This window comes from Nocardia sp. NPDC019395, from assembly GCF_040632335.1.
GTDB lineage: Bacteria > Actinomycetota > Actinomycetes > Mycobacteriales > Mycobacteriaceae > Nocardia.
This window is the reverse complement of the sequence record NZ_JBEYBT010000001.1, coordinates 1,818,670-1,840,813: the sequence shown is the minus strand read 5'-3', so window position 1 is coordinate 1,840,813 and position 22,144 is coordinate 1,818,670. Positions and strand designations below refer to the sequence as shown.

The following is a 22,144-nucleotide window of genomic DNA, read 5'->3' as shown; positions in this document are numbered from 1 at the left end:
CGTACGGTGGCCATGCCGAGGGGGTGGTGGATGTCCGAAGATATGTTGAAACACAACCAGTTGGCTAGGCGAGCCATGTGGTTGCTGATGCGCGCCGAGAAACGCCGTAGCCTACGACGAATTCGCGCCGCCCAGCATGCCTTCGAGGATGTGGTGACGGTGATGGCACCCGACCACCCGGATCGGCCGGCCTGTCTGGTCAACCTGGGGGCAGCGTATCGAATGCTTTTCGAACATACCGGGAGCGTCGACGATATAGACCGGATGGTGCAGGTGACCCGGCTGATTGTGGCCGAACTCCCCGAGCGGCACGTCGATCGTATCCGGCACCGGCAGAACCTCCGGTCGCTGGTGGCACAGACAGTGGTGGCGCAATCGGACAACGCCGAGATGCTGCATCATCTGATACCGCTGGCACGAGAGGCGTCGGCTGATCCGGTCCACGGTCCGGTATTTCTGGAGGCGTTGGCGATCTGCCTGGGGGCATCGGCCCGGGCCGGTGGGGACCCGGACGTCGTGGGCGAACTGATCGACGTGGAGCGCCGCCGGGTCGCTTCGCTATCGCTCGGGGGCGCGGAGCGGGCAACTGCGCTGACCGATTTGGCGGCGAGCATGCTCCAGCTGGTCGTCGTGACCGCGGATAGATCGCTGCTCGGCGAAATCGTCGGAGTCGCGCGGCAGGCGGTCGAGGCGTGCCCGCCGGGGCACGAGGACCGTGCTCGCGCCCTGTCCACCCTCGGCAACTCGCTGCACGCACTGTTCACGCAGCGGGACCGGCAGCCGGCAACTCTGGAGGAAGCCATCGCGATCGGCCGGGACGCGGTATCGGCCGCGCCGGCCGGGCATCCGGCTCGGCCGTCCTGTTCGACGAACCTGTCGATCGCCCTGCGCGAGTACTACGAGGAGACCCGGGATCTGGAGAGCCTGCGGGAAGCCGTGCGGATCAGCCGCGCGGCGGTCGAATCCGCCGGACCGGACCATCCGGGCAGGGTCAACTACTTGAACAATCTGAGCGCCAACTGTCAGGAATTGTTCAAACGGACCGGCGACCTGGAGTGGATTCTGCTGGCATTGCGGTCGTCGGAGGAGGCGGTCGCCCTGAGTCCGTACGGTTCGGTCCTGTGGGCGAACCGGCTCGCCGAACTCGGCAACGTACGGCATATCCTGGCGGATGCGCCGTACTATCTATGGCCCGACGGTGACGAACCCCGTGGCGGCCCATCGAAAACGGATGCCGGCGATGGGGGGTACGCAGACAGCGATGAGATTCTTCGTAGCGCATTGACCGCGCAGCGCGCAGCGGCGGAGACGAACCCGCAGGGCGCGACACTGAGCAACCTGGCTACCGTCGCACGAAGCCTGTTCGAACGCACCGGCGACCACACCGTATTGGACGAGGCGGTCCGCGCTGCGCACGAGAGCGTGGCGGCATTCGAGCCGGGAACGCCGGAGCGGGCTCGGGCGCTTCTGGGATTGATCCGTGCGCTCGGGCAACGCCGGGACGGTCCGGTCGCCATCGACGAAATCCACGCCTGTTGCCGGGAGCTGGTGGCCGACCGGGCCACACCACGTACCCAGGTACTGGCCCACCGTATCCTCGGCCGCGTCGCGATGGCACTGGACCCGCCGCGGCTCGATATCGCCGGGGCCGCGTACGAGATCGCGATCGCCCGGCTGCCGGAACTGGCGCCGCGGCGGCTGTTGCGGCCGGACCGCGAGCACGGTTTGGCGGAATTCGCCGGCCTTTCCGGGGAGGCGGCGGCGGTAGCTCTGCGGCTGGGCGGGCCGGAACAAGCGATCCAAGTATCGGAGCAGTCCCGCGGCCTGCTGCTGCGGGAAAGTATGGGTGGCCGGGGCGATCTCGGTGAGCTGCGGCGGGTCGATCCGGACGCGGCGGATGAGTTCGTGCGGCTCCGCGATCTACTCGACGCATCCGATCAGGGCGGCACCGATCTGTACTGCGCCGATATCTACGCTGCCGGAGACCCACCGCCCGGCAGCGGTGACCGGCTGTCCCGGCATCGCCGGCTCGCGTCCCATTGGGAGGAGCTCCTCGCGCGCATTCGCCGGCTGCCCGGTATGGAGGGCTTTCTCGGTCCGCCGACGCTCGAGTCGCTGCGTGATGCCCGTCCCGGCGGTCCGGTCGTGGTCGTCAATGTCAGCACTTTCGGCTGCGACGCGATACTTCTCATGGTGGACGGCTCGGTCCGCCGGTTGCCGCTCGACTGTGCCTACGCCGAACTCCAGGAGCGCGCGGAGGCGTTCCGGAACCTCGGGTTCACGGAGGCCGGTGCCCGGGCCGAATCCGAGATTCTCGGGCATCTGGCCTGGTTGTGGGACCGTATCGCCCGGCCGGTACTGGCCGCCACGGGATTACTGTCCGATTCACCGCGAACGGCGGCGGAGGCGCCGCGGCTGTGGTGGTGCCCGGTCGGCGTCGCCGCGTTTCTGCCGTTACACGCGGCCGGGAACCACGATGGGAACAGCACTTCGACGGTGCTGCATCATGTGGTCTCCTCCTACACCACCACCATCGGTGCGCTGCGCCACGCCCGTACCCGCTCCGCTGTGCCGGTGCGGTCGTCCGGGCAGGCCGGCCGTGACCTGCTGATCGTCCGGATGAGCCGAACGCCCGGGGCGCCGGCGTTACCCGGCGCGGAGGCCGAGGCACGCCGCGTCGCGCAGCTGGTTCCGTCGTCGACCACACTGGCCGATACACAGGCGACCCGCGATACCGTCCGTGATGCGATGCCCGGGCATCGCATCACGCATTTCGCGTGTCACGCGGTGACCGAGCCCCGCTCCCCGGCACTGAACCGTCTGCTGCTGACCGACCATGAGAGTGCGCCGCTGACCGGTTTCGAACTGTCCACGTCGGATCTGCCGGATGTGGAACTCGCGTATCTTTCGGCATGCTCGACTGCTCGATCGAGTATCCCGCTCGCCGATGAGACCGTGCATATCGCCGCCGGATTCCAGCTGGCCGGGTACCGGCATGTTGTCGCGACACTGTGGCCTGTACCCGATAAAGCCGCCGGACGCATCGCCGAAGACTTCTATACCCGCCTGCTGCCGGCACTGTCGACCGGTGACACTGCGCGAGCACTGCATCGGGCCACCTCCGGTTTGCGCGCCGACGCTCCGGACCGGCCGTCGCGCTGGGCGGCACATATCCATTTCGGCCCCTGACCATCGACTCCTACCGAATACACCGTCCGGGCCCGCCAACCGGACGAGTGATATCGACGGTGGCAAGGATCAGGTGGCCGAACCGGCTGCCGCGCCGGTGGCCAGGTCGGCGCCCCAGCGGGCGATTGCCGTGTCCAGGTCCAACGGCCGGGGCCGCATATCGCCGGTATCGGGCCAGTCGGCGCGGGGGACGCGCCACATGACCTCGAACTCGATACCGTCGGGGTCCTTCGCGTAGAACGATTTGGACATCAGATGGTCGGAGGCGCCGACGAGGGCGTCGCGCGCCGTCAACCGGCGTCCGGTCTCGGCGAGTTCGCCGAGGGTGCCGACCTCCCAGGCGAGGTGGTACAGGCCGATCCCGCCGGGGCGCGGGCCGGGTGCCTCGTCGCCGAGCGCGAACAGTCCGAGGTCGTGATCGTTATCGGAATCGGCCGCCCGGAGAAACGCGGCCCGGCCCGGGCTGTGGTGAGCGACGGCGAACCCCAGGGTGGCGGTGTAGAAGTCGACGGAGCGGTCGAGGTCGCGGATATAGAGAACAGCGTGGTTGAGCCGGCGCACGGTCATACTGTGGTCCTTTCTGTCCGCACCACCGCGGGTGGTGGGGGAGTGGGCGGCGATATGTCCGGTGTGGCTGTGACGATCCCGGGTCCGTTGATCATGTTCCGGTGAACGTCTTCCGGTATGCCGACGGCGACATGCCGAGACCACGCCGCATATGGTGACGGAGGTTGTCCGGGGAGCCGAGCCCGGATATCTCCGCGACCTCGTCGACCGATAGATCGGCCGATTCCAGCAGTTCCCGGGCCCGGTCGACCCTGCGGTCACGGATCCAGGCTCCGGGCGACACCCCGGTCTCGGCCCGGAATCGCCGGCTGAACGTACGCGGGCTCATCCGGGCCTGTGCGGCGAGAACCGGCACGTTCAGCGGCTCGCTCAGATGGGCCAGCGCCCAGGCCCGGGCAGCCGCCGTGCTCCGCTCGTCGTGGTCGGGCACGTGGTGCTCGATGAATTGTGCCTGCCCGCCTTCGCGCCACGGTGGCACGACACAGTGCCGGGCCGCGCGATTGGCCACCGCGGCTCCGTGGTCGCGCCGGATGATGTGCAGGCAGAGATCGATTCCGGCGGCAAGCCCCGCCGAACTCAGCAGGTTTCCCTCGTCGACGAACAGTACGGTCTCGTCGAGTTCGACCGCCGGGAACAGCCGGCGGAAATCGTCGGCGTACCGCCAGTGAGTGGTCGCGTGGTGCCCGTCGAAAACGCCGGCCGCGGCGAGTACGAACGCTCCGGTACAGATGGAGACTGTCCGGGCCGTGACCGGGATCGTGGCCAGCGCGGCAGCGACCTCCGCGGTGAGTTCACCGGCGGAACGGGCGGGCGGGAACTGAGTTCCGGGCACGATCACTGTGTCGGCGGATGCGAGCACATCCACCCCGGATTCGGCGACAAGCGAATACCCGGAGGTCGCCCGTACCGGGCCGGGTTCGAGTGCGCAGGTGACGACCCGGTAGAGCGGTGTGCCGTCGTCGTCGGTGGCCTGGCCGAAAACCAGCGGCGGAATGGTCGCGTCGAAACCCACCACCGGTTCCAGCAGCAGTACCGCGACGAGATGTGGGCGCGTGGTACGGCGCCGGCCATTGGTGGCATGATTTTCATGCATATTGTCGATTCTGCCACTGGTAGTCCGGGACGTGCTACCGGATGCTGGATTCTCGTGAAGACAGATATCGATATCCACGCGGCAACGGCTTGCGCGGGCCGGCGGCGGCCGCACTACGCGTGGATAGTCGCCGGGGTGAGTTTCGTGGCGATCCTGGGCGCGGCGGGTTTCCGTGCCGTGCCGAGCGTCATGATGACTCCGCTGCACACGGAGTTCGGCTGGTCGCATGCGACGATCGGCGCCGCGATGTCGGTGAACATGGTGCTGTTCGGTGTCACCGCGCCGTTCGCGGCCGCGCTGATGGACCGGTTCGGTGTCCGGCCGATCCTCACCGGGGCGCTGTTGCTGATCGCGGCCGGAACCGGCGTCGGTGTACTCATGACGGCGAGCTGGCAGATGATGCTGCTCTGGGGATTACTGGTCGGCCTCGGCACCGGCTCGATCTCGATGGGTTTCGTCGCCACCGTCTCGACCCGATGGTTCGTCGCCCGGCGCGGACTGGTCACCGGCGTTCTCACCGCGGCGAGCGCGACGGGCCAGCTCATCTTCCTGCCGGTGGTCGCGGAGGTGACCGATCGGGTCGGGTGGCGCTGGGCGTCGATGATCGTCACCGCCGCGGCACTGGCGGTGATCCCGTTGGTGCTGCTGTTCATTCGCGATCGTCCGGGGGATATCGGCGTCACGGCTTACGGCGGTGATCCCGGCGCCTCCGGCGAACCGTTGCCCAACGGGAGTTTCGGGGCGGCGGCGAGCGGCCTGCTCCGAGGTGCCCGGGTGCCCGCTTTCTGGTTGCTCGCGGGGAGTTTCGCCATCTGCGGTATGACGACGAACGGGTTGATCGGGACCCATTTCATCCCCGCCGCCCACGATCACGGAATGCCCACGACGCTGGCCGCCTCACTGCTGGCCACCGTCGGCATCTTCGATGTCGCCGGCACCATATTCTCCGGCTGGCTCACCGATCGCGTGGACGCCCGCATCCTGCTGGTGGTCTATTACCTCGGCCGCGGCGCTTCACTGCTCGTGCTACCGGCGCTGCTGTCGCCCGATGCCGGGCCGAGTACCTGGGTGTTCATCGTGTTCTACGGCCTCGACTGGGTGGCGACCGTACCCCCGACCATCGCGATCTGCCGCAGCTGGTTCGGGCCCTCGACCCCGGTCGTATTCGGCTGGGTTTTCGCCGCCCACCAGGTCGGCGCCGCGGTGGCCGCGTTCGGCGCGGGTCATATCCGGGACGCCGACGGATCGTACGATCTCGCCTTCTATGTCGCCGCCGGACTGTGCGTGGTGGCGGCGCTTCTGTGCGGCGCTCTCCGGATGCCGCGCCGGTCGCACGTGCCGGTGGGGGCCGCTGTCGGCTAGGGTCGGACTCGCTGTTGTCGGCACCTACCTTCGGCGGAGCCCTGTGATCATCGAATTCGTAGTCGGGCTGATCGCCGTGCTGGAAGCCGTCGGACTGGTCGTGCTCTGGCAGTTGCTGGTCCGCACTCGCCGTGAACTCGACGAACTACAGCGCCGGGTCGATAACCGCCAGTTGCTGATGAACGGCGGACGGGAGGCGGTGAAAACAGTCTGGGGTGCCGCGAACCTGCTGCGTAAGAAGGGGTTTCGTGGAGCGGTACTGAGCTCGATCGAAGATCTGGCCGGATGGGCGCAGGTAGAACGACCGGATCTGGCCCGGCTCACCTCCGACGGCAACGTGGTGATCGCGTTCTCCGATATCGAGGGATCCACCGCCCTCAACGAGCGGCTGGGAGATCGGGCCTGGGTCAGGCTACTCGGCCGCCACGAGCGGCTGGTCGGCAAGTACGTCGCCGAGCACGATGGGCATATCGTGAAGAGCCAGGGGGACGGCTTCATGATCGCATTCGCCGAGCCCGAACAGGCGGTGCGCTGCGGCGTGGACGTGCAGGACGCGCTCGGCGGCAGTGCCGGATCCCTCGGCCGCGAAAGCGTTCGCGTGCGAATAGGTATCCACATGGGAAGGTCGGTTCGCCGTGGCGACGACCTCTTCGGGCGGAATGTGGCCATGGCTGCCCGGGTGGCCGGTGCGGCGCACGGCGGGGAAGTCCTGCTGAGCGAGGAAGTGCGCGACGCCGTCGCCGACCGGCCGGGCATCTCTGTCACCGCTGCCCGGGAAGTCGAGCTGAAAGGCTTTCACGGCGTCCATCACCTCTATACGGTCGAACGCGTGCGCTGAAACCGCTGCGACGGTGCTCGCGCCGGCCGACACGACAACGGAAGGATCACCATGGTCACCGTCCTCGGAAGTGGTATCGCCGGAACCGCTCTGGCCGGGGCCCTGGCCGGCTCCGGACGTCCGGTCACGGTGTACGAACAGCGCAGTGGTGGGGGCGGTGGGGCCTTCCTGATCCTCGATGGCCGGGGGCATCGCGGCCTGCTCGAACTCGGTGTGCCGGAGGACGATCTGCACGCCGCGTCGTACCCGGTGGACGAATTGCGGTACACCCCGGACGACGGCGTCACCCGGCGGCGGCCGAACGAGGGCCACCGGTTCTGGCTGCGTCGCGATCTGATGGCGGTGCTGAACCGGTGGGCGGTGGAGTCCGGGGCCGAGATCCGTTATGGTGACCCGGTTTCCGAGGTCCGGGTTGATCCTGCCGGCGGCACCACGCTCCGCCTCGGCGACGATACGGTGACGACCCGGGAGCTGGTGATCGGCGCCGATGGTATCGATTCGGTGGCACGAGCCGGTATCGAACCGGGCCGGACCACGGAATACGCGGGGGATGTCGTGGTCTACGGGATGACGGACCGCGCGGTCGACTGCCCCACGGATCCCTTCGTTCTGCACTTCGACGCCGCAGCCGGTTCCGGTACCCGGCGGGCGGCCACCGTCGGGCATATCTGGCGTCCCGGAGCTACCGCGGCCCTGTGGTTTCTGCGGATCACCCGGGAACCGCTGCCGGGTGCGGAGACCGGGATCCTGCCCGTCGCCGGCTGGGCGGATACCGTCGTGGCGGCGGCTCCGGGATCGGTCCGCGAGCTGACAGCGGAACTGGTCGCCGCGACCGATCAGGTGCACGTTTCCAATGCCCGCAATGTCCCGCTCGGCTCGGCGGCAGCTCCCGCACCGCCGGTGGTGCTGGTCGGGGACGCCGACCACGCCATCACACCCGCGGCGGGTGTCGGAGCCCGGGAGGGGATCGAGGATGTGGTGGCCGTGTACGGGGCGATCGCCGCGGGCGAGTCCCCTGCCGAAGCCATGTCCGCTCGCCGGCGCGCGATAACGGAGGAGCGGGACCGGGTGGCCCGCCGGATGCGGGCCGCCGCGACGTCCGGCACAGCAGCGCGGTAGGGCGATCCGTCTGTCGCGCACTGTCGCCGCGAAGACCGGCTCTCCCAGGTCTTGTGGGGGAGCCGGCCGTCGCAGGACCGGTCAGTGTCCGGCCAGGACCGGCTCCTCCGCGGTCTCGCCGCTGACGGTATCGAGCCGCTTGGTGAGTCCCTCGCCTTCGATATCGAAGGCGGGTACCAGGGGAGACAGCCACTTCGGCATCCACCAGATCCGCTCGCCGACGATCAGCATGAACGCGGGGACGATGAGCATGCGAACCAGGAACGCATCGGCCAGAACACCGACCGCGAGAGCGAACCCGATGGTTTTCAGGATGACGTCGTCGGTGAGGGCGAACCCGGCGAAAACGCCGACCATGATGATCGCGGCGGCCACCACGACCCGGGCGCTGTGGGCGAACCCGTCGATCACGGCCCGGCGGGCGGGGGTTCCGTGCGTGTACGCCTCACGCATCCGGCTGACGAGGAAGACCTCGTAGTCCATGGCGAGACCGAACAGGATGCCGGTCAGCAGGATCGGCAGGATGAACAGCACCGGGCTGGTGCTGTCCACGCCGATGAGCTGGTTCAGCCAGCCCCACTGGAAGACCGCGACCGTGGCGCCGAGGGAGACGCCGACCGAGAGCAGGAAGCCCAATGCGGCCTTGATCGGCACCCAGATCGAGCGGAACACCGCGATCAGCAGGAAGATCGCCAGACCCACCACCACCGCGAGGTAGATCGGGAACACCTCGGACAGTTTGCCGGCGATATCGACACCGACAGCGGTCTGACCGGTGACCAGGGCGCGGGCTCCGGTTTTCGCGGGCAGATCGGCGACGGTGGTGCGGATCTCGGCCACGAGATCCTTGGTGGCCTGGTCCGATGGTCCGGAGCCGGGGATCACGGTGACCGTGGCGAACCGGACGGCCGCGAGCTGCTGCTGGAAGGCCTGCTGGGCCTGCGGTGTGTTGCCGGTGACCGCGGGAACAACGGTGGCGACGTCCGAGCCGGCCCGGCCGGCCATCGCCTGGAGGTCGTCGGTGACGGTCTGTACGGCCGCGGCGGGGTCGGGGGCGTTCGCCGTATCGACGACCACGACGAGCGGCCCGTTGGCGCCGGCGCCGAAATTGTCGGTGATGAGGTCGTAGGCGGTGCGGGCGTCGCTGCCGACCGGCTTGCTGGAGTCGTCGGGCAGCGCGAGCTGCATGGAGGTCATCGGGATGGCGGCGATGGCGGCGATGGCGATACCGCCGACGAGGGCGGGCCATTTACGCCGGGAGATTCCTTCCACCCAGCGGCGGCCGTGCGTGCGGAACTCCGCGCCGCCGGTCTGCGCCGACATATAGCGCGGCTTCCCCTTCATCACCTTCGCACCGGCGAAGCCGAGGATGGCGGGGAGCAGGGTGAGCGAGATGAGCACGGCGATCCCGACGGTGAACGCGCCACCGAGACCCATCTGGGTCAGGAATCCGATATTGCAGACGGCCAGGCCGACCAGGGCGATGATGACGGTCAGGCCGGCGAAGATCACCGCGGAACCCGCGGTGCCGACCGCGCGACCGGCCGCTTCCTCCAGCGAGCGGCCCGCGCGGACCTCGCTCTGGTAGCGCGACATGATGAACAGCGCGTAGTCGATTCCGACGGCCAGGCCGAGCATGGTGCCCAGCGCCGGGGTCACCGAGCTGAGTTCGACGAACCCGGTGAGGGTGGTGATGCCGAGCATCCCGATGCCGACACCGGCGAGTGCGGTCAGCAGCGGCATACCCGCCGCGACCAGCGAACCGAAGGTGATCGCGAGGACCACCAGCGCGACCGCGACACCGATCACCTCGGCGAGTGGCATCTCGACCTCGCTCAGCGCGTCACCACCGATGGCGACTTTCAGTCCCGCATCCTCCGCGGCGTGCGCCGCGTCCTCGAGCGCGGCCCGATCGGTGTCGGCGAGTTCGGTCGAGGTCTTGTTGTAGCTGACCGAGGCGTAGCCGACCCGGCCGTCCTCGGAGAGCGTGCCCCCGGTGAACGGATCCGTTACCGACTGCACATTCTCGGTCTTCAGTCCGCGCAAGGCCGCGGCGACGGACGAGTTGTAGGCGGGATCGGTCAGCGACTGTCCTTCGGGGGCCTCGAACACCACTCGCGCTGTCGCGCCGTCGGGGGAGGCCTGCGGACTGCGCTCCTCGATCAGCTCGAACGCGTGCGTGGATTCGATACCGGGCAACTCGAATTTATCGCTCGTCTTCCCGGACAGTGTCGCCGCTCCGACCGCGAGGACGGCCAGTAACACCACCCAGAATGCCGCCACCGCTTTGCGGTGGACGAACGACCACCGGCCGAGCCGGAACAACTGCCACGCCATGCGCTGTCCTCCAAGCGACTATGTGGACCCCGCGGTCCGGATATGCTTCGAGGGTAGAAGCAAGCGGACTCAAGGGTCCACTTCAGGGAGGTGGATGTGGAGCAACTCACCTGGACCCCATCATGAGACGTGGGTCTCAATGGGATTTGACCTGCGTAGATCCCGAGGAAGCGGCACCATGACCGGCATGGCGACATCGAAGTCGGACGCGGGGCCCACCGATGCCCAGAGCTGGGCGGGCCGCCGGGCGGATGCCCGGCAGAACCATGAGCGGGTACTGGCAGCCGCGATCGAAGTGTTCACCGAGCACGGTATCGGTGCCACGATCCCACAGGTCGCCGCACGCGCCGGCGTCGGCAAGGCAACCGTCTATCGCAGCTACCCGACCAAGGCCGACCTGGTGCAGGAGCTGGCGCGCACGCATATCGAATGGTTCCACGAACTCACCACCGCCGCGGTCGACGCGGCGCACAGCGATGCCTACCGGGCACTCGAATCCCTGCTGGAGCGAATCACCGCCCGGCTGGCCCAGGACAGGCTGATGATCGAAGTGCTCAGCGGCGTCGAAGGGCTCGGGGATGTGCGCCTCGAACGGCAGCTGGAGCAGATTCTGGCTCTGGGACGAGCACAGGGAAGCCTGCGCGCGGACGCCACCGGAATGGATATCCAGGTGCTGGTCTCAGGCGTGGCGCGCGCGCTGATCGACCTCGATATCCGGGACCCCGATATCTGGCGCCGCTATGCACGACTCGCCCTGGCCGCAATACGCGCCGAACCGGCCCGGGACGCCCACTGACAGTCGACCCGGTGTTGTCGCGGGGGCGGCTACCCCGATACCGGCCGAACGGAGCGTCTCGCCGTTCACACCGGCCGGCTCCTGGCTTTTCGAGCGGCTGTCCCGAATAACGCTGCCGACCGCGTTCGGTGCGGCCGATGAGACAGGGCCGTGCCGTAGCATGCTTCGCGCGGCGTCGGTACCGGCGCGCGTACCGAAGTCATAGGAGGGCGTTGTGCAGCTTTCGGGTGTGGGCGTGTGGAGTTCGCAACTGCGCTACGGTGACCCGGCCGAAGCGGCGGACGCGGCGGCCGAACTCGAAGAGCTGGGCTACACCGCGGTATGGGTTCCCGATGTCGGCGGGCCGGTGTTCGACGCCGTGGACAACCTGTTGCGGGCGACCGAGCGAATCGTTGTCGCGACCGGGATCCTGAACCTGTGGATGCACGAACCGGCGGAAGTCGCCGCCTCGTACGCATCGTTGACCCGCGCCCACGGCGAACGGTTCCTGATGGGGATCGGCGTGAGTCACGCCCCGCTGATCGATGCCGGCGATCCGGGGCGTTACCGGAAACCGCTGGCGGCCACCGCGTCCTACCTCGACGCCTTGGACTCGGTCGATCCGCCGGTCCCCGCCGGCGCGCGAGTACTGGCCGCGTTGGGACCGAAGATGTTGCGGTTGTCGGCGACCCGGGCCGGCGGCGCGCATCCGTATCTGGTCACACCCCAGCACACCGCCTCCGCTCGCGCCGCACTCGGCGACGGGCCGCTGTTGCTGCCCGAGCAGACGGTCATCCTGACCACGGACGCCGCGGAGGCGCGGGCCATCGGCACCGAGTGGCTGCGCAGTTATCTCCAGTTGCCGAACTACGCGAACAACCTGCTGCGGTCGGGTTTCACTCAGGAGGACGTGGATTCCGTCAGCGACCGGCTCTTCGACGCGATCATCGCCTGGGGCGACGAAGCCGCGATCCTGCGGCGGGTCTCCGAACACCGCGTGGCGGGCGCGGACCATGTGTGCATCCAGGTACTGGATACCGATCCGCAGGCCTTTCCCCGGGAGCAGTGGCGCCGCATCGCAGCGGCATCGGCCTGAGCGAGCACCCGCTTCCGCCGCGAACCGTACAGCTCCGCCGGAGATCGTGCCGGACCGCCGGCATCGGGAGCGCTTCGGCTGTGCGCCGGGCTTTCCGAGGGCAGGTGCGCGGATCGGCTAGCGGGGCCGTGCGCCTCGTAGGAAGAGGCGCACGGCGTGTTCGAGGTGCCGGTCTTCCTGCTGCTCGGACCGGTGGAATCCGAAATCCGCCAATCTGCCGGGAACCAGTTCCACCATTGCCAGGAAGTGCTCGGCCGCCAATTCGATATCGTCGACGTCGATTTCGCCCGCCGCCGTGCCGCGACGCAGCACCTCCACCACGGCGCGCTGCCGGCCGGACCACATCATGGAGTCCGCGGTGACGGCGAATTCGGGAAACCGCGCGGATTCGCTCATCGCGATGCGGGTCAGGCGTACGTTCCCGGGATCTGTCGCGCGCTTCAACGCTACGTGGCCGATCCGGAGCAGTGCGGTCTCGGTATCTTCGTCGTCGGCTACGGCTTCACTGTCCGAGGCCTCGTAACGTGACAGGGCCCAGGGGATCACCTCCGCGAAGACCGCGCGCTTGTCCGGGTAGCGTGCGTACAACGAGCGCTTGGTGATACCCGCGGCCTTGGCGATCGATTCCATCGTCGCCCCGGCATAGCCGAACTCGAGAAATATCGCGACGGCGGCCTCTCTGACCGCCCGGTCGAGCTTCTTCGCCTCAGCGTGAGTGGGCCGCCCCCGTCTGGTCGTCGACATCCGGTAAGTATGCCACCGAGTATATTTATCGCCGCCGCGCCCGAGGCTGCGGCTGGGGCGGCACGGCTCTCGGTCTACCGGTCCGCGCGTCCGTCGACGATCACGTCGGTGGACGCTTCGATCGTTTTCACGATCGTGGTGAAATCGGACTCCGCGCCTTGTTCGTTCAGTGTCCTCTCCCACATCCGGGCGACGGCGTCGGCCAACTCGGCGGGAGTTCCCAGCGCCCGGGTCTCTTCGAGGTAGAGCCGCACGTCCTTGACCATCAAACCCGTCGCGAACCCGAAATCGAAGGTGCGGGGTAGTACCGAACGGGGAAACTTGTCACGGCTGGCGTGGGTCGCGCCGGATCCGGCGTTCAGTACCTCGATCATCACCGCGGGATCCAGTCCGGCCTTGACGCCCGTAACCATCACTTCCGCTGTCGCCGCCAGCGTGGCGGCAGCCATCAGGTTGTTCACCAGCTTCATCGTCTGCGCGGCGCCCGGCCGGGTTCCGATGAAGATCGTCCGGCCCAGGATCCCGAGAAGCGTTTCGGCGGCGGCGAATTCGTCAGCGGGCCCGGACGCCATGATCGCCAGTGAGCCTGCCCGGGCTCCGGCGACACCGCCGCTGACCGGGCAGTCCAGCGCCGCGATGCCACGCTCTGCCAACAGCGCCGAAATCTGCTGCGCCGTATCGGCGCCGATGGTGGACATATCGACGAAGCGCCGCACCCGCTTGCCGTCGATGACTCCGTTCTCCCCAGCGGCGACGTCCAATGCTGCCTGTTGTGAAGGAAGGCTGGCTATGACCGTCTCGGTGCGGTCGGCGACACCTCGGGGAGAGAGGGCGGCTTCGGCGCCGAGCGCGACCGCGCGTCGGGTCGCGTCGGCGCTGACGTCGAACACCACCACCTGGTGACCTGCCCGCAGCAGTCGCGTGGCCATCGGAAAACCCATATTGCCGAGGCCGATGAACCCGATACGCACGGTGTTCACCTGTTCTCGTCGAGCTCGGCCAAAGCTTCGCGAGCCACTCGGAAACCGTCCACCGCCGCCGGTACCCCCGCGTAGATCGCGACCTGCAGGAATACTTCCCGGATCTCGTCGCGGCTCACCCCGTTGTTGAGCGCTCCTCTGATATGCGTACGTAGCTCGTTCGGCCGGTTGAGCAGTGCGATCATCGCCAGGTTCAGCATGGATCGGGTCTTCAGTGATAAGCCGTCGCGACCCCACACCGCGCCCCAGCAGTACTCGGTGACGAGGTCCTGCAGCGGGCCGGTGAAGTCGTCTTCGGCGGTATACCGGACGTAGGCCTCACCGAGTACCTGAGTGCGGATCCGCCGACCCTTCTCGTAGGTCTCCTGGTCCATGAAACCCTCTCTCGCAACCGCGCGATATACACCGCCTCCCCATAAGTACCCATGGCCGTATACTTTGTCAATGGTCGATGCTCACGGTTGCTGATCCTCCGCAATCACGGCGAACGGTGGCCGGCGGCGACCGTGTTCAGAATCGGAACCGATAGAGGGTGTCGTAGTTTCTGGCGGCGGGGATCCGGTACACCAACTGGAACAACAGGCGCTGCGGCTTCAGTGGAATCGCGTCGACGTCCATGACTCCGGTCGATACGTACTTCAGGCGCGGGTTCCACCGCTCCAGCTCGCGAGCGTCACGCGTGCCCCAGGCATTACGAGTGCCCCACCGGACCAACCCGCTGATCGTGGAGGTCCAGCGAGGCAGTGCGTCGAACAACAGTTCACCGCTGCCGAACCGGTCCGTCAGCCGCTGGAGCAGCTGCCGCACATCGGATTCGGTGAGATACATAAACAGTCCCTCGGCGATAACCAGTGCCGGACGGTCCGAAGGGATATCGTCCAGCCAGCCCGGCTCCGTCACCGACGACCCGATCATCCGGTAGTGCTCACGCTCGGAAAAGATTTCGCGGCGTAGTTCGATCACCTCCGGAACGTCCACATCGAACCAGTCGACACCGCTGGGCAGATCGAGCCGGAACGCCCGGCTGTCCAGGCCGCAACCCAGGTGCAGAACTACCGCGTCGGGATGGCGCTCGAGAAAGTCACCGGCCCAGTCGTCGAGCTGCTTCGCGCGTAACGCCACGAGGAACTGGTTGCTCCACGAGTTGGTCCATCTGCCCATCCGGTCGAAGTCGTAGTCGATGCGATCGACCGCCTCGGCGGCGGCGCGGTCACCGAGAACGGGGTGCTCCAGGCGGCTTTCACACGCCCGCAGGTACAGCGTGCCCAGCATCGTCCACTCCGTCGACCCCCATTTCACGCCGGTGAAGTCGACCTTGTCCGTCATCTGTTGCTCCTCTTCTGCGTGGGAGAGCCCTCCCACGGCCGCGGGCGCCTCAACCGCCCCGTTCGTACAGCGCGCGAACGGTATCGACCGTATCGGCCTCGGCTGGGCGTTTATCGTCGCGGTAGCGCACCACGCGGGCGAACCGCAGTGCCATTCCGCCGGGATAGCGGGTCGAACTCTGCACCCCGTCGAAAGCGATCTCGACGACCTGTTCGGGCCGGAGTTTCACCACGTAGCCATCGGCCGGGCCGTCGGCGAGGCCGGTGAAGCGCTCGGTCTGCCATTTCAACATGGCGTCGGTCATCCCCTTGAACGTCTTACCCAGCATCACGAACTCTCCGGTGGCCGGATCACGTGCGCCCAGGTGGATATTGGACAGGGTCCCGGTGCGCCGGCCGGAACCCCATTCGACGGCGAGTACGACCAGGTCCAGGGTGTGCACGGGTTTGACCTTGAGCCATCCGGCGCCGCGGCGGCCGGCCTCGTACGGTGCCGACGGTGACTTCGCCATGACGCCCTCGTGCCCGGCGGCCAGCGTGCGGTCCAGGAACTGTTGTGCCGCCGCGGCGTCCGCGGTGACCAGGCGGTCGACACGCTGATCGCCGGGTACGAGCGCGTCGAGTGCGGCGAACCGGTCCCGGGTGGGCAGATCGAGGAGATCCCGGCCGTCGAGATGTAGCAGGTCGAAGAAGAAGACCGACAGCGGTTCGAGATCGCCCGGATTTTTGCGGCCGAACCGGGCAGCGGTGACCTGGAAGCGTTGTGGCCGCCCATCGGGGCGCAATGCGATGGCCTCGGCATCAGCGATCAGATCGGTGGCCGGAAGGGCGAGAGTGGCCGCGACGACCTCGGGGAGCCGGCCGGTGACCTCGTCGAGACTGCGGGTATAGATCGAGACCGCGGATCCGGCGCGATGGATCTGCACCCGCGCGCCGTCCAACTTGGCTTCGAAAACGGCTGTGCCGCCGAGTCGCCGGAGCGCATCGTCGACCCCGGTCGCGGTTTGTGCGAGCATCGGCCCGACCGGCCGTCCCGCGCGTAACCGGAACTCCGCCAGTGCCGCCCGGCCCTCGGTCAGTGCCGCGGCCGCGACGCCGGGGAGGTCGCCGGCCAGCATCGCCGCGCGCCGCACCTCGGCGGCGGGGATACCGGCAGCCTCCGCGACCGCGTCGGACATCACTCCCGCCAGTGCTCCCTGCCGTAACTCACCGCTGAGCAACCGGCGCAGAAATATCTGCTCGCTATCGGATGCGCTGCTGAACAGGTCGAGTACCAGTTCGGCGCGTAAGGCCCGGGATCCCTTCCCGGCGACCTCGCGGATCCGGGTGAACCGCGCGTCGACATCGGCGACCGTGAGCGTCGGTGCCGCGGCGGGCGGCGGCAGCGACCGCAGTGCTGCCCAGCCCACGCCGATCTGGCGTTGTGGTAGATCACCGGAAAGCCAGGAGGCGGTTACCGCGACCAGTCGCGGGTCGCCGTGTGCGGCTACGTGGCGCAGCAGCGTGGCGAGACGGCCGGTCTTGTCCAGCCGCGCCGACGCTGTCGCGATATCCGCGGACGCGGCGGCTACCTCGGCGAACAGCACATGCACAGCCTGGCATGCCCAACGGCCTCCGGCAATCAGCGGATCGCCTGCTGTCGACGTCGATCGGCCGTGCAATATGGGGCACTAGCGGTAAACGTCTCATATGGAGCAGACTGGGCGGACACAGGACGTCTGTCGTACGGCGCCGGTGGCGGAACCCGAGGAGATGGCGGATCGATGACCCACGACGACAGTGACCTACCGGCGGACCCGAGTATCGTCGCCGGTATCGATACAGGCCGGGTCACCGCCTGGTTCGCCGAACATATTCCCGTGGCCGCGCCACCTCTGAGGTTCGATCTGATCACCGGCGGCCGGTCAAACCTCACCTACCGTGTGCACGACCGTTCCGGTGCCTGCTGGGTACTGCGCCGGCCGCCCACCGGCCACGTCCTCGCTTCCGCGCACGATGTCGTCCGCGAGTTCCGCATCCTCGACCTACTCGCCGGCACCCCGGTTCCCGTTCCTCCGGTCCTGGGCTGCTGCGCCGATCACGCCGTGACCGGCGCCGATTTCTACGTCATGGACTACGTGGACGGTATCGTCGCCGCCGACACCGCGACCGCTGCCGCGATTCCCCGGGAGAGCCGCGCCGCGGCCTCGCGCGATATCGTCGATACGCTCGCGGCCGTCCACGCTGTCGACACCACCACCGGGCCGCTGGCCGAAATGCGCAGACCCGGCAGCTATCTGGAACGCCAGCTGCGCCGCTGGCACCGCCAGCTCACCGCGGGCGGTGTCGGACCCGGACCCCTCTGGGAGGTCCACGACCTGCTCACCCGGCGGATGCCGGGCGAGCGCTGGACCGGGATCGCGCACGGCGATTTCCGTCCGGGCAATCTGCTGATCGGCCCCGACGGAACCGTTCGGGCAGTTCTGGACTGGGAGCTGTGGACCGTCGGCGATGTCATGGCCGATATCGGCTGGCTCGCCGCCGCCTGGACATCGGCCGAACCGTTCGGCTGGGCTCCCGATCCCGCCGAGGGCTACCTCGATCTCGACACAGTGCTTTCCCGCTACGCCGACGCCACCGGCCGGGCCCTCGACGACCTGCCCTACTACCAGGCGTTCGCACTGTGGCGGCTGGCAGCCATCGCCGAGGGAGTGGCGGCTCGCTTCCGCGCCGGAGTGATGGGCGAACAGGATATCGACGTGACCGAACTGTCGCAGCGGCCCGCCCGGCTCGCCGAATCCGCGCGCACGGTACTCATCGGGCGGTAGGTGGACTGTCAGGTCACGCGGGCGGCCGGCCTGAGATCCACCGCGGCAGTGGCGGCGGCGATCGAACTGGAGGAAGTCGCCAAACTGCAGTTGCTGCTACGGGACCGGACGCCGGTACTCCTCGACGCGGATCAGATCACCGAACTCACCGAGAAGTACGGCACGCCCTGGGAGCTCTGAGGCCGGATCGGAGTCCGGCGGTCGCGACGCAGCCCGAGCGCGTACTGCGGCGATCACGGCCGTAGCGGCACACGGCGCGGTCGAATGATCCGGTGGGTGAGTCGCCAGCCCGCTGTGGTCCGTTCGAAGGTGTCTTCGTAGGTGACACTGCCGAGGGTCCCGTCCGTCATGATGCCGAGCCCCTTGGACATCGTGTGAGCTCTGCTGTCGTGAGCTTCGGTGAACACGATGTTCGTGACGTGATGGGCTACGGGGTTCGCGTCGCCCAACGACAAGGTGGCCTCGCGGATCGACTCCGGCCCCACCAGAACGCCACCACCCAGGGCGCTCACATCGTAAACGACGTCCTCGGTGAAAAGCGCCAGCAGCCCTTCGAGGTCGCCGGAGTCGGTCAGATGCCCGTGCGAGTTGATAAGTTCCGTGATGGCGAACCGGTCGTCAGCGGTCAACATGGTCCAGCCCTCCAGCCTTGAAGCGGGGACATCCCCGGTTATGTGCCGGTACCGTAAACGGGGATGTCCCCGAATAGCAAGCGCAGCCCCAGGTCCGACGCAACCCGCAGTATGGCGCGCCTGCTCAGCGCTGCTCGGGAGCTCATAGCCGAATCGGGCCCGGAAGTCGCGCTCGACGAGATCGCGCGGCGCGCGGGTGTCGGGAACGCCACCCTGTACCGCCACTTTCCGACGCGCGCCGACCTCCTTGTTGCCGTATACGGCGATGAGATCGCCGAACTGTGTCGTAGTGGTACGGAACCGGCCGATTCGGGACCACCGCTGGATGCGCTCTTCACCTGGCTCGGCAAGTTCGTCGTCCACGTGGCGACGAAGCGTCCACTCGCATTGGCCGCGACCGAGGGGCCCAGCGACCGGCGGACGCCGCTGTTCGAGGAATGGCACACCTCGATCACTGCCGCCGCCGACGTCTTGGTGGAACGTGCCCGGCCGGCCTTGCGACCGGATATCACCACAACTGACGTGCTGGCACTGGCCACCGGCGTCGCCCTGGCCGCCGACGCCGACGGTGAGCACGCGCACCGCCTGGTCGGATTGCTGCGCACGGGCTTGGTATCCGGATCTGCCGGCGTGGATCAGTCGAGCTGGAGTTCCGGGGAGTAGAGGTCGAGCCAGTGGTGCAGGTCCAGAACTCGGTCGAGGCCGGCGCGGACCTCCGCGGTCATCCGGGACAGATCGTGCTCCACCGCGTTCTGCACCCAGGTGCGGTCCACCAGTGCGAAAACCGGGCTGTCGGGCGCGGCCACGATCTCCTTGACCTGCTGGGCCAGTCCCGCGGCATAGCCGGGGTCCTGGGTCGAGGGATACGGGCTCTTCACGCGTTGGGCGACCGACTGTGGCAGAACATGTTCGGTGGCATGCCGCAGGAGGCTCTTCTCCCTGCCGTCGAACGTCTTCAACGACCACGGGGTGTTGTAGACGTACTCGACGAGCCGGTGATCGCAGAACGGGACGCGAACCTCGAGCCCGACGGCCATCGAGGCGCGATCCTTGCGATCGAGGAGCATGCGGACGAACCGGGTCAGGTGCAGATGGCAGATCGTGCGCATCCGGCGATCGGTTTCCGATTCCCCGTCGAGGTGTTCGACCTCGGCGACCGCTGTCGCGTACTGATCGCCGATATAGTCGTCGATCGACAAGCGCCGCAACAGGTCCCGGATGAACAGGTCGAACCGGTCGGGGCCCGCCACCGAACTGTTGAAGGCCAGCCACGGAAAGGTATTCGACCGAACCGCCGCATCATCGTGGAACCAGCGGTAGCCGCCGAATACCTCGTCGGCCGATTCCCCCGACAGCGCGACCGTCGACTGGGCCCGGATCGCTTTGAACAGCAAGTAGAGCGAGGCATCCATATCGCCGAGTCCGGCGGGGATATCCCGGGCGGTGATCATCGCGCGCCGCACCTCGGGGTCGGTGAGATCCTCGGGATCGAGGACCACGTCGTGGTGCGCGGAACGCACCAGTTCGGCGACCTCGCGCACGAACGGCGAATCCGGGGTATCCCGCATCTCGTCGGGTCGGAAGCTCTGTTCCTGATGCAGGAAGTCGACCGAGAAGGTCCGCAACCGCTCGCCGTCGCGCGCCAGCCGGGCGGCGGCGAGACCGGTGATGGCACTCGAATCGAGGCCGCCGGACAGCAGAACACACCGGGGCACATCGGAGATCAGCTGACGCTCCACGATATCGGTCATGAGATCGCGTACGCGGGCCACGGTATCGTCACGACTGTCGTTGTGCGCCATCGGGTTCAGCTTCCAATAGGTGCGCGAGCGCAGCCCGCCGCGGTCGACTGTGACGATCGTACCGGGAAGCACCTCGTGCATATCCTTCCACAGCGACCATCCCGGCGATTTCGTCATCGCGAACAGCTCGCGGATACCGTCGGTGTCGACGATCTTGCGGGCCAGCGGATTGGCCAGGATCGCTTTCGGTTCGGAGCCGAACAGCACACCGTCGCGGGTCGGGTAGTAGTAGAAGGGTTTGATTCCCATCCGGTCGCGGATCATCACGAGTTTCTCCTCGCGCTGATCCCAGATCGCGAAGGCGTACATACCGTTGAGGTGATCGACCACCGCGTCACCCCACTGCAGGTAACCGCGCAGGACGACCTCGGTATCGCTGTCCGTGCGGAATCGGTGGCCCAGCTCGATCAACCGGGTGCGCAGTTCGGTGAAGTTGTATGCCTCACCGCTGTAGACGATGGCGATATCGCCGTTCGGGGTTCCGATACTCATCGGCTGGGTGCCGCCCGGAAGGTCGATGATCGCCAGACGCCGGTGACCGAGGCCCGCATGGGTGCGGATGAATGTGCCCGACCCGTCGGGTCCGCGACAGGCCATCGTCTGGGTCATCGCGTCGAGAGTCGAATGATGTTGCGTCAGATCGGAATCGAAGGATACCCAACCGGCGATACCGCACATTGTGCCGCCTCCCGTAGATAGTTAGCAATGCGAACTAAGCGTAACTCCGGTGTAACACATGGCGGCGTGCTTGTCGAAGGGGTGATACTGCTCGGGCGGTTCTCGGAAGCCGGTCCATCGGGCGTCGTCGAACCAGCGCGTGACACCCTCCGCATCGGGGTGCCGGCCCGCGGGTAGCAGCAGGGGGGAGGCGTGACGGACGGTCGGAAAGCGGTGGTGCGGTCAGCGGCGCTGCGGCGGCGGCGATCACCGGTGGTGGCTGCTGGTCTCGGGTTCCGGATCAGGGTGAGTTGGGCACGGTGGCTCGTCGCGGCGGTGACCGGTTCGAAGCCCGTATTGTCGTCGATGAATATCGGTACGCGCCTGAGGATATCGGTGCGTGCAAGGTCGCCTACGAGTCGCCGGAGTCGATCGAAAGGGATTTCCCGATTCGGCACGAGTTGTGCTGACTCCGCAGAACTCGCGGCCGGGTCGTCGCGGCTTCCCACCGTTGACAGGTCTGAGGTCGGCCGCATAGGCTCCGAGCACTATGGTTCTGTTCTGTCATGCGAAAAACTGAAAGTGATTATGTCATCTCATGTCACAGTGGCGTAGATGATATGTGCGTCTCACGTTCGGGTATCACACACTCCTGCGCGCGCCTTGATCTCGCTACATGTCTTGTAGCGCCCCGGCCGCCAGTGGTTCGCAGACCTATCGCTCTGCTGAGTTCGATGGTGTGTCTTCCGGTCCTGGTCTGAGCGGCGACATCTCCTCGGGTCAGCGGCGGCAGGCAACCGGCTCTCTGTCCCCGTGTCGCG

19 protein-coding genes are annotated in these 22,144 nt (G+C 67.4%); 9 read left to right on the top strand and 10 right to left on the bottom strand.

The features are described from left to right. The first annotated feature begins 30 nt into the window (after window positions 1-30). A complete protein-coding gene (locus ABZ827_RS07445) occupies window positions 31-3,189 on the top strand; it encodes a CHAT domain-containing protein (protein ID WP_357233780.1) in 3,159 nt (1,052 codons plus the stop codon). 69 nt (window positions 3,190-3,258) lie between these two features. Here ABZ827_RS07445 and ABZ827_RS07440 read toward each other — a convergent pair whose 3' ends face one another. Both ABZ827_RS07440 and ABZ827_RS07435 read right to left on the bottom strand, forming a co-directional pair. After that, window positions 3,259-3,756, bottom strand: a complete 498-nt coding sequence (locus ABZ827_RS07440; protein WP_357233778.1) for a VOC family protein — start codon at window positions 3,754-3,756, stop codon at window positions 3,259-3,261. A 91-nt stretch (window positions 3,757-3,847) separates the two neighbouring features. Then, window positions 3,848-4,849 (bottom strand): helix-turn-helix domain-containing protein, encoded by a 1,002-nt coding sequence (locus tag ABZ827_RS07435; RefSeq protein ID WP_357233776.1) that lies wholly within the window; start codon window positions 4,847-4,849, stop codon window positions 3,848-3,850. Window positions 4,850-4,903: 54 nt separating this feature from the next. Between ABZ827_RS07435 and ABZ827_RS07430 the strand changes: the two genes are divergently transcribed. Genes ABZ827_RS07430 through ABZ827_RS07420 form a run of 3 tightly spaced genes read left to right on the top strand, consistent with a single transcriptional unit; the run spans window position 4,904 to window position 8,168 of the window. Then, complete coding sequence (locus tag ABZ827_RS07430) at window positions 4,904-6,211, top strand: MFS transporter (protein ID WP_357233774.1); 1,308 nt, start codon at window positions 4,904-4,906, stop codon at window positions 6,209-6,211. A 43-nt stretch (window positions 6,212-6,254) separates the two neighbouring features. Next, complete coding sequence (locus tag ABZ827_RS07425) at window positions 6,255-7,049, top strand: adenylate/guanylate cyclase domain-containing protein (protein WP_357233772.1); 795 nt, start codon at window positions 6,255-6,257, stop codon at window positions 7,047-7,049. Between the two features lie 51 nt (window positions 7,050-7,100). Continuing rightward, window positions 7,101-8,168: a hypothetical protein gene (locus tag ABZ827_RS07420; RefSeq protein ID WP_357233770.1), complete on the top strand. Its 1,068-nt coding sequence runs from the start codon at window positions 7,101-7,103 to the stop codon at window positions 8,166-8,168. Between the two features lie 81 nt (window positions 8,169-8,249). Here ABZ827_RS07420 and ABZ827_RS07415 read toward each other — a convergent pair whose 3' ends face one another. Further along, window positions 8,250-10,505, bottom strand: a complete 2,256-nt coding sequence (locus tag ABZ827_RS07415) for an MMPL family transporter (RefSeq protein ID WP_357233768.1) — start codon at window positions 10,503-10,505, stop codon at window positions 8,250-8,252. A gap of 187 nt (window positions 10,506-10,692) precedes the next feature. Between ABZ827_RS07415 and ABZ827_RS07410 the strand changes: the two genes are divergently transcribed. Together ABZ827_RS07410 and ABZ827_RS07405 are read left to right on the top strand one after the other, a co-directional pair. After that, window positions 10,693-11,301: a TetR/AcrR family transcriptional regulator gene (locus tag ABZ827_RS07410; protein ID WP_357233766.1), complete on the top strand. Its 609-nt coding sequence runs from the start codon at window positions 10,693-10,695 to the stop codon at window positions 11,299-11,301. A gap of 214 nt (window positions 11,302-11,515) precedes the next feature. Then, the gene (locus ABZ827_RS07405) at window positions 11,516-12,376 is read left to right on the top strand and encodes an LLM class F420-dependent oxidoreductase (RefSeq protein ID WP_357233764.1); all 861 of its coding nucleotides are present in this window, start codon (window positions 11,516-11,518) and stop codon (window positions 12,374-12,376) included. Between the two features lie 117 nt (window positions 12,377-12,493). Here ABZ827_RS07405 and ABZ827_RS07400 read toward each other — a convergent pair whose 3' ends face one another. The 5 genes from ABZ827_RS07400 to ABZ827_RS07380 all read right to left on the bottom strand — a co-directional run bounded on the left by ABZ827_RS07400 (window position 12,494) and on the right by ABZ827_RS07380 (window position 17,011). Further along, complete coding sequence (locus ABZ827_RS07400; RefSeq protein ID WP_357233762.1) at window positions 12,494-13,120, bottom strand: TetR/AcrR family transcriptional regulator; 627 nt, start codon at window positions 13,118-13,120, stop codon at window positions 12,494-12,496. 74 nt (window positions 13,121-13,194) lie between these two features. After that, complete coding sequence (locus ABZ827_RS07395) at window positions 13,195-14,091, bottom strand: NAD(P)-dependent oxidoreductase (protein WP_357234585.1); 897 nt, start codon at window positions 14,089-14,091, stop codon at window positions 13,195-13,197. A 5-nt stretch (window positions 14,092-14,096) separates the two neighbouring features. Next, window positions 14,097-14,474 carry a carboxymuconolactone decarboxylase family protein gene (locus ABZ827_RS07390; RefSeq protein WP_357233760.1) on the bottom strand — a complete coding sequence of 126 codons (378 nt, stop codon included), beginning with the start codon at window positions 14,472-14,474 and terminating at the stop codon, window positions 14,097-14,099. Window positions 14,475-14,610: 136 nt separating this feature from the next. Beyond that, window positions 14,611-15,426: a class I SAM-dependent methyltransferase gene (locus ABZ827_RS07385; RefSeq protein ID WP_357233758.1), complete on the bottom strand. Its 816-nt coding sequence runs from the start codon at window positions 15,424-15,426 to the stop codon at window positions 14,611-14,613. A gap of 49 nt (window positions 15,427-15,475) precedes the next feature. Next, a complete protein-coding gene (locus tag ABZ827_RS07380) occupies window positions 15,476-17,011 on the bottom strand; it encodes an ATP-dependent DNA ligase (protein WP_357233756.1) in 1,536 nt (511 codons plus the stop codon). A 177-nt stretch (window positions 17,012-17,188) separates the two neighbouring features. Here ABZ827_RS07380 and ABZ827_RS07375 point away from each other — a divergent pair, with 177 nt between their 5' ends. Continuing rightward, entirely contained in the window at window positions 17,189-18,232 is a 1,044-nt protein-coding gene (locus ABZ827_RS07375) for a phosphotransferase family protein (protein ID WP_357233754.1), read from the top strand. Next, on the top strand, window positions 18,233-18,412 hold the full coding sequence (locus ABZ827_RS07370; protein ID WP_357233752.1) for a hypothetical protein: 180 nt from the start codon (window positions 18,233-18,235) through the stop codon (window positions 18,410-18,412). Window positions 18,413-18,465: 53 nt separating this feature from the next. Here ABZ827_RS07370 and ABZ827_RS07365 read toward each other — a convergent pair whose 3' ends face one another. Beyond that, complete coding sequence (locus tag ABZ827_RS07365) at window positions 18,466-18,864, bottom strand: nuclear transport factor 2 family protein (RefSeq protein WP_357233750.1); 399 nt, start codon at window positions 18,862-18,864, stop codon at window positions 18,466-18,468. A 63-nt stretch (window positions 18,865-18,927) separates the two neighbouring features. Between ABZ827_RS07365 and ABZ827_RS07360 the strand changes: the two genes are divergently transcribed. Further along, entirely contained in the window at window positions 18,928-19,527 is a 600-nt protein-coding gene (locus ABZ827_RS07360) for a TetR/AcrR family transcriptional regulator (protein WP_357233748.1), read from the top strand. On the opposite strand, the gene asnB is transcribed toward ABZ827_RS07360, so the two are convergent. After that, the gene (asnB, locus tag ABZ827_RS07355) at window positions 19,500-21,344 is read right to left on the bottom strand and encodes an asparagine synthase (glutamine-hydrolyzing) (RefSeq protein ID WP_357233746.1); all 1,845 of its coding nucleotides are present in this window, start codon (window positions 21,342-21,344) and stop codon (window positions 19,500-19,502) included. The genes ABZ827_RS07360 and asnB overlap by 28 nt on opposite strands. Between the last annotated feature and the right edge of the window lie 800 nt (window positions 21,345-22,144).

Coding starts and splice junctions, on each gene's coding strand:
- ABZ827_RS07440 (WP_357233778.1), bottom strand. CDS start 3,756: ATGACCGTGCGCCGGCTCAACCACGCTGTTCTCTATATCCGCGACCTC.
- ABZ827_RS07420 (WP_357233770.1), top strand. CDS start 7,101: ATGGTCACCGTCCTCGGAAGTGGTATCGCCGGAACCGCTCTGGCCGGG.
- ABZ827_RS07415 (WP_357233768.1), bottom strand. CDS start 10,505: ATGGCGTGGCAGTTGTTCCGGCTCGGCCGGTGGTCGTTCGTCCACCGC.
- ABZ827_RS07385 (WP_357233758.1), bottom strand. CDS start 15,426: ATGACGGACAAGGTCGACTTCACCGGCGTGAAATGGGGGTCGACGGAG.
- ABZ827_RS07365 (WP_357233750.1), bottom strand. CDS start 18,864: ATGTTGACCGCTGACGACCGGTTCGCCATCACGGAACTTATCAACTCG.
- ABZ827_RS07445 (WP_357233780.1), top strand. CDS start 31: ATGTCCGAAGATATGTTGAAACACAACCAGTTGGCTAGGCGAGCCATG.
- ABZ827_RS07400 (WP_357233762.1), bottom strand. CDS start 13,120: ATGTCGACGACCAGACGGGGGCGGCCCACTCACGCTGAGGCGAAGAAG.
- ABZ827_RS07410 (WP_357233766.1), top strand. CDS start 10,693: ATGGCGACATCGAAGTCGGACGCGGGGCCCACCGATGCCCAGAGCTGG.
- asnB (WP_357233746.1), bottom strand. CDS start 21,344: ATGTGCGGTATCGCCGGTTGGGTATCCTTCGATTCCGATCTGACGCAA.
- ABZ827_RS07435 (WP_357233776.1), bottom strand. CDS start 4,849: ATGCATGAAAATCATGCCACCAATGGCCGGCGCCGTACCACGCGCCCA.
- ABZ827_RS07375 (WP_357233754.1), top strand. CDS start 17,189: ATGACCCACGACGACAGTGACCTACCGGCGGACCCGAGTATCGTCGCC.
- ABZ827_RS07360 (WP_357233748.1), top strand. CDS start 18,928: ATGTCCCCGAATAGCAAGCGCAGCCCCAGGTCCGACGCAACCCGCAGT.
- ABZ827_RS07390 (WP_357233760.1), bottom strand. CDS start 14,474: ATGGACCAGGAGACCTACGAGAAGGGTCGGCGGATCCGCACTCAGGTA.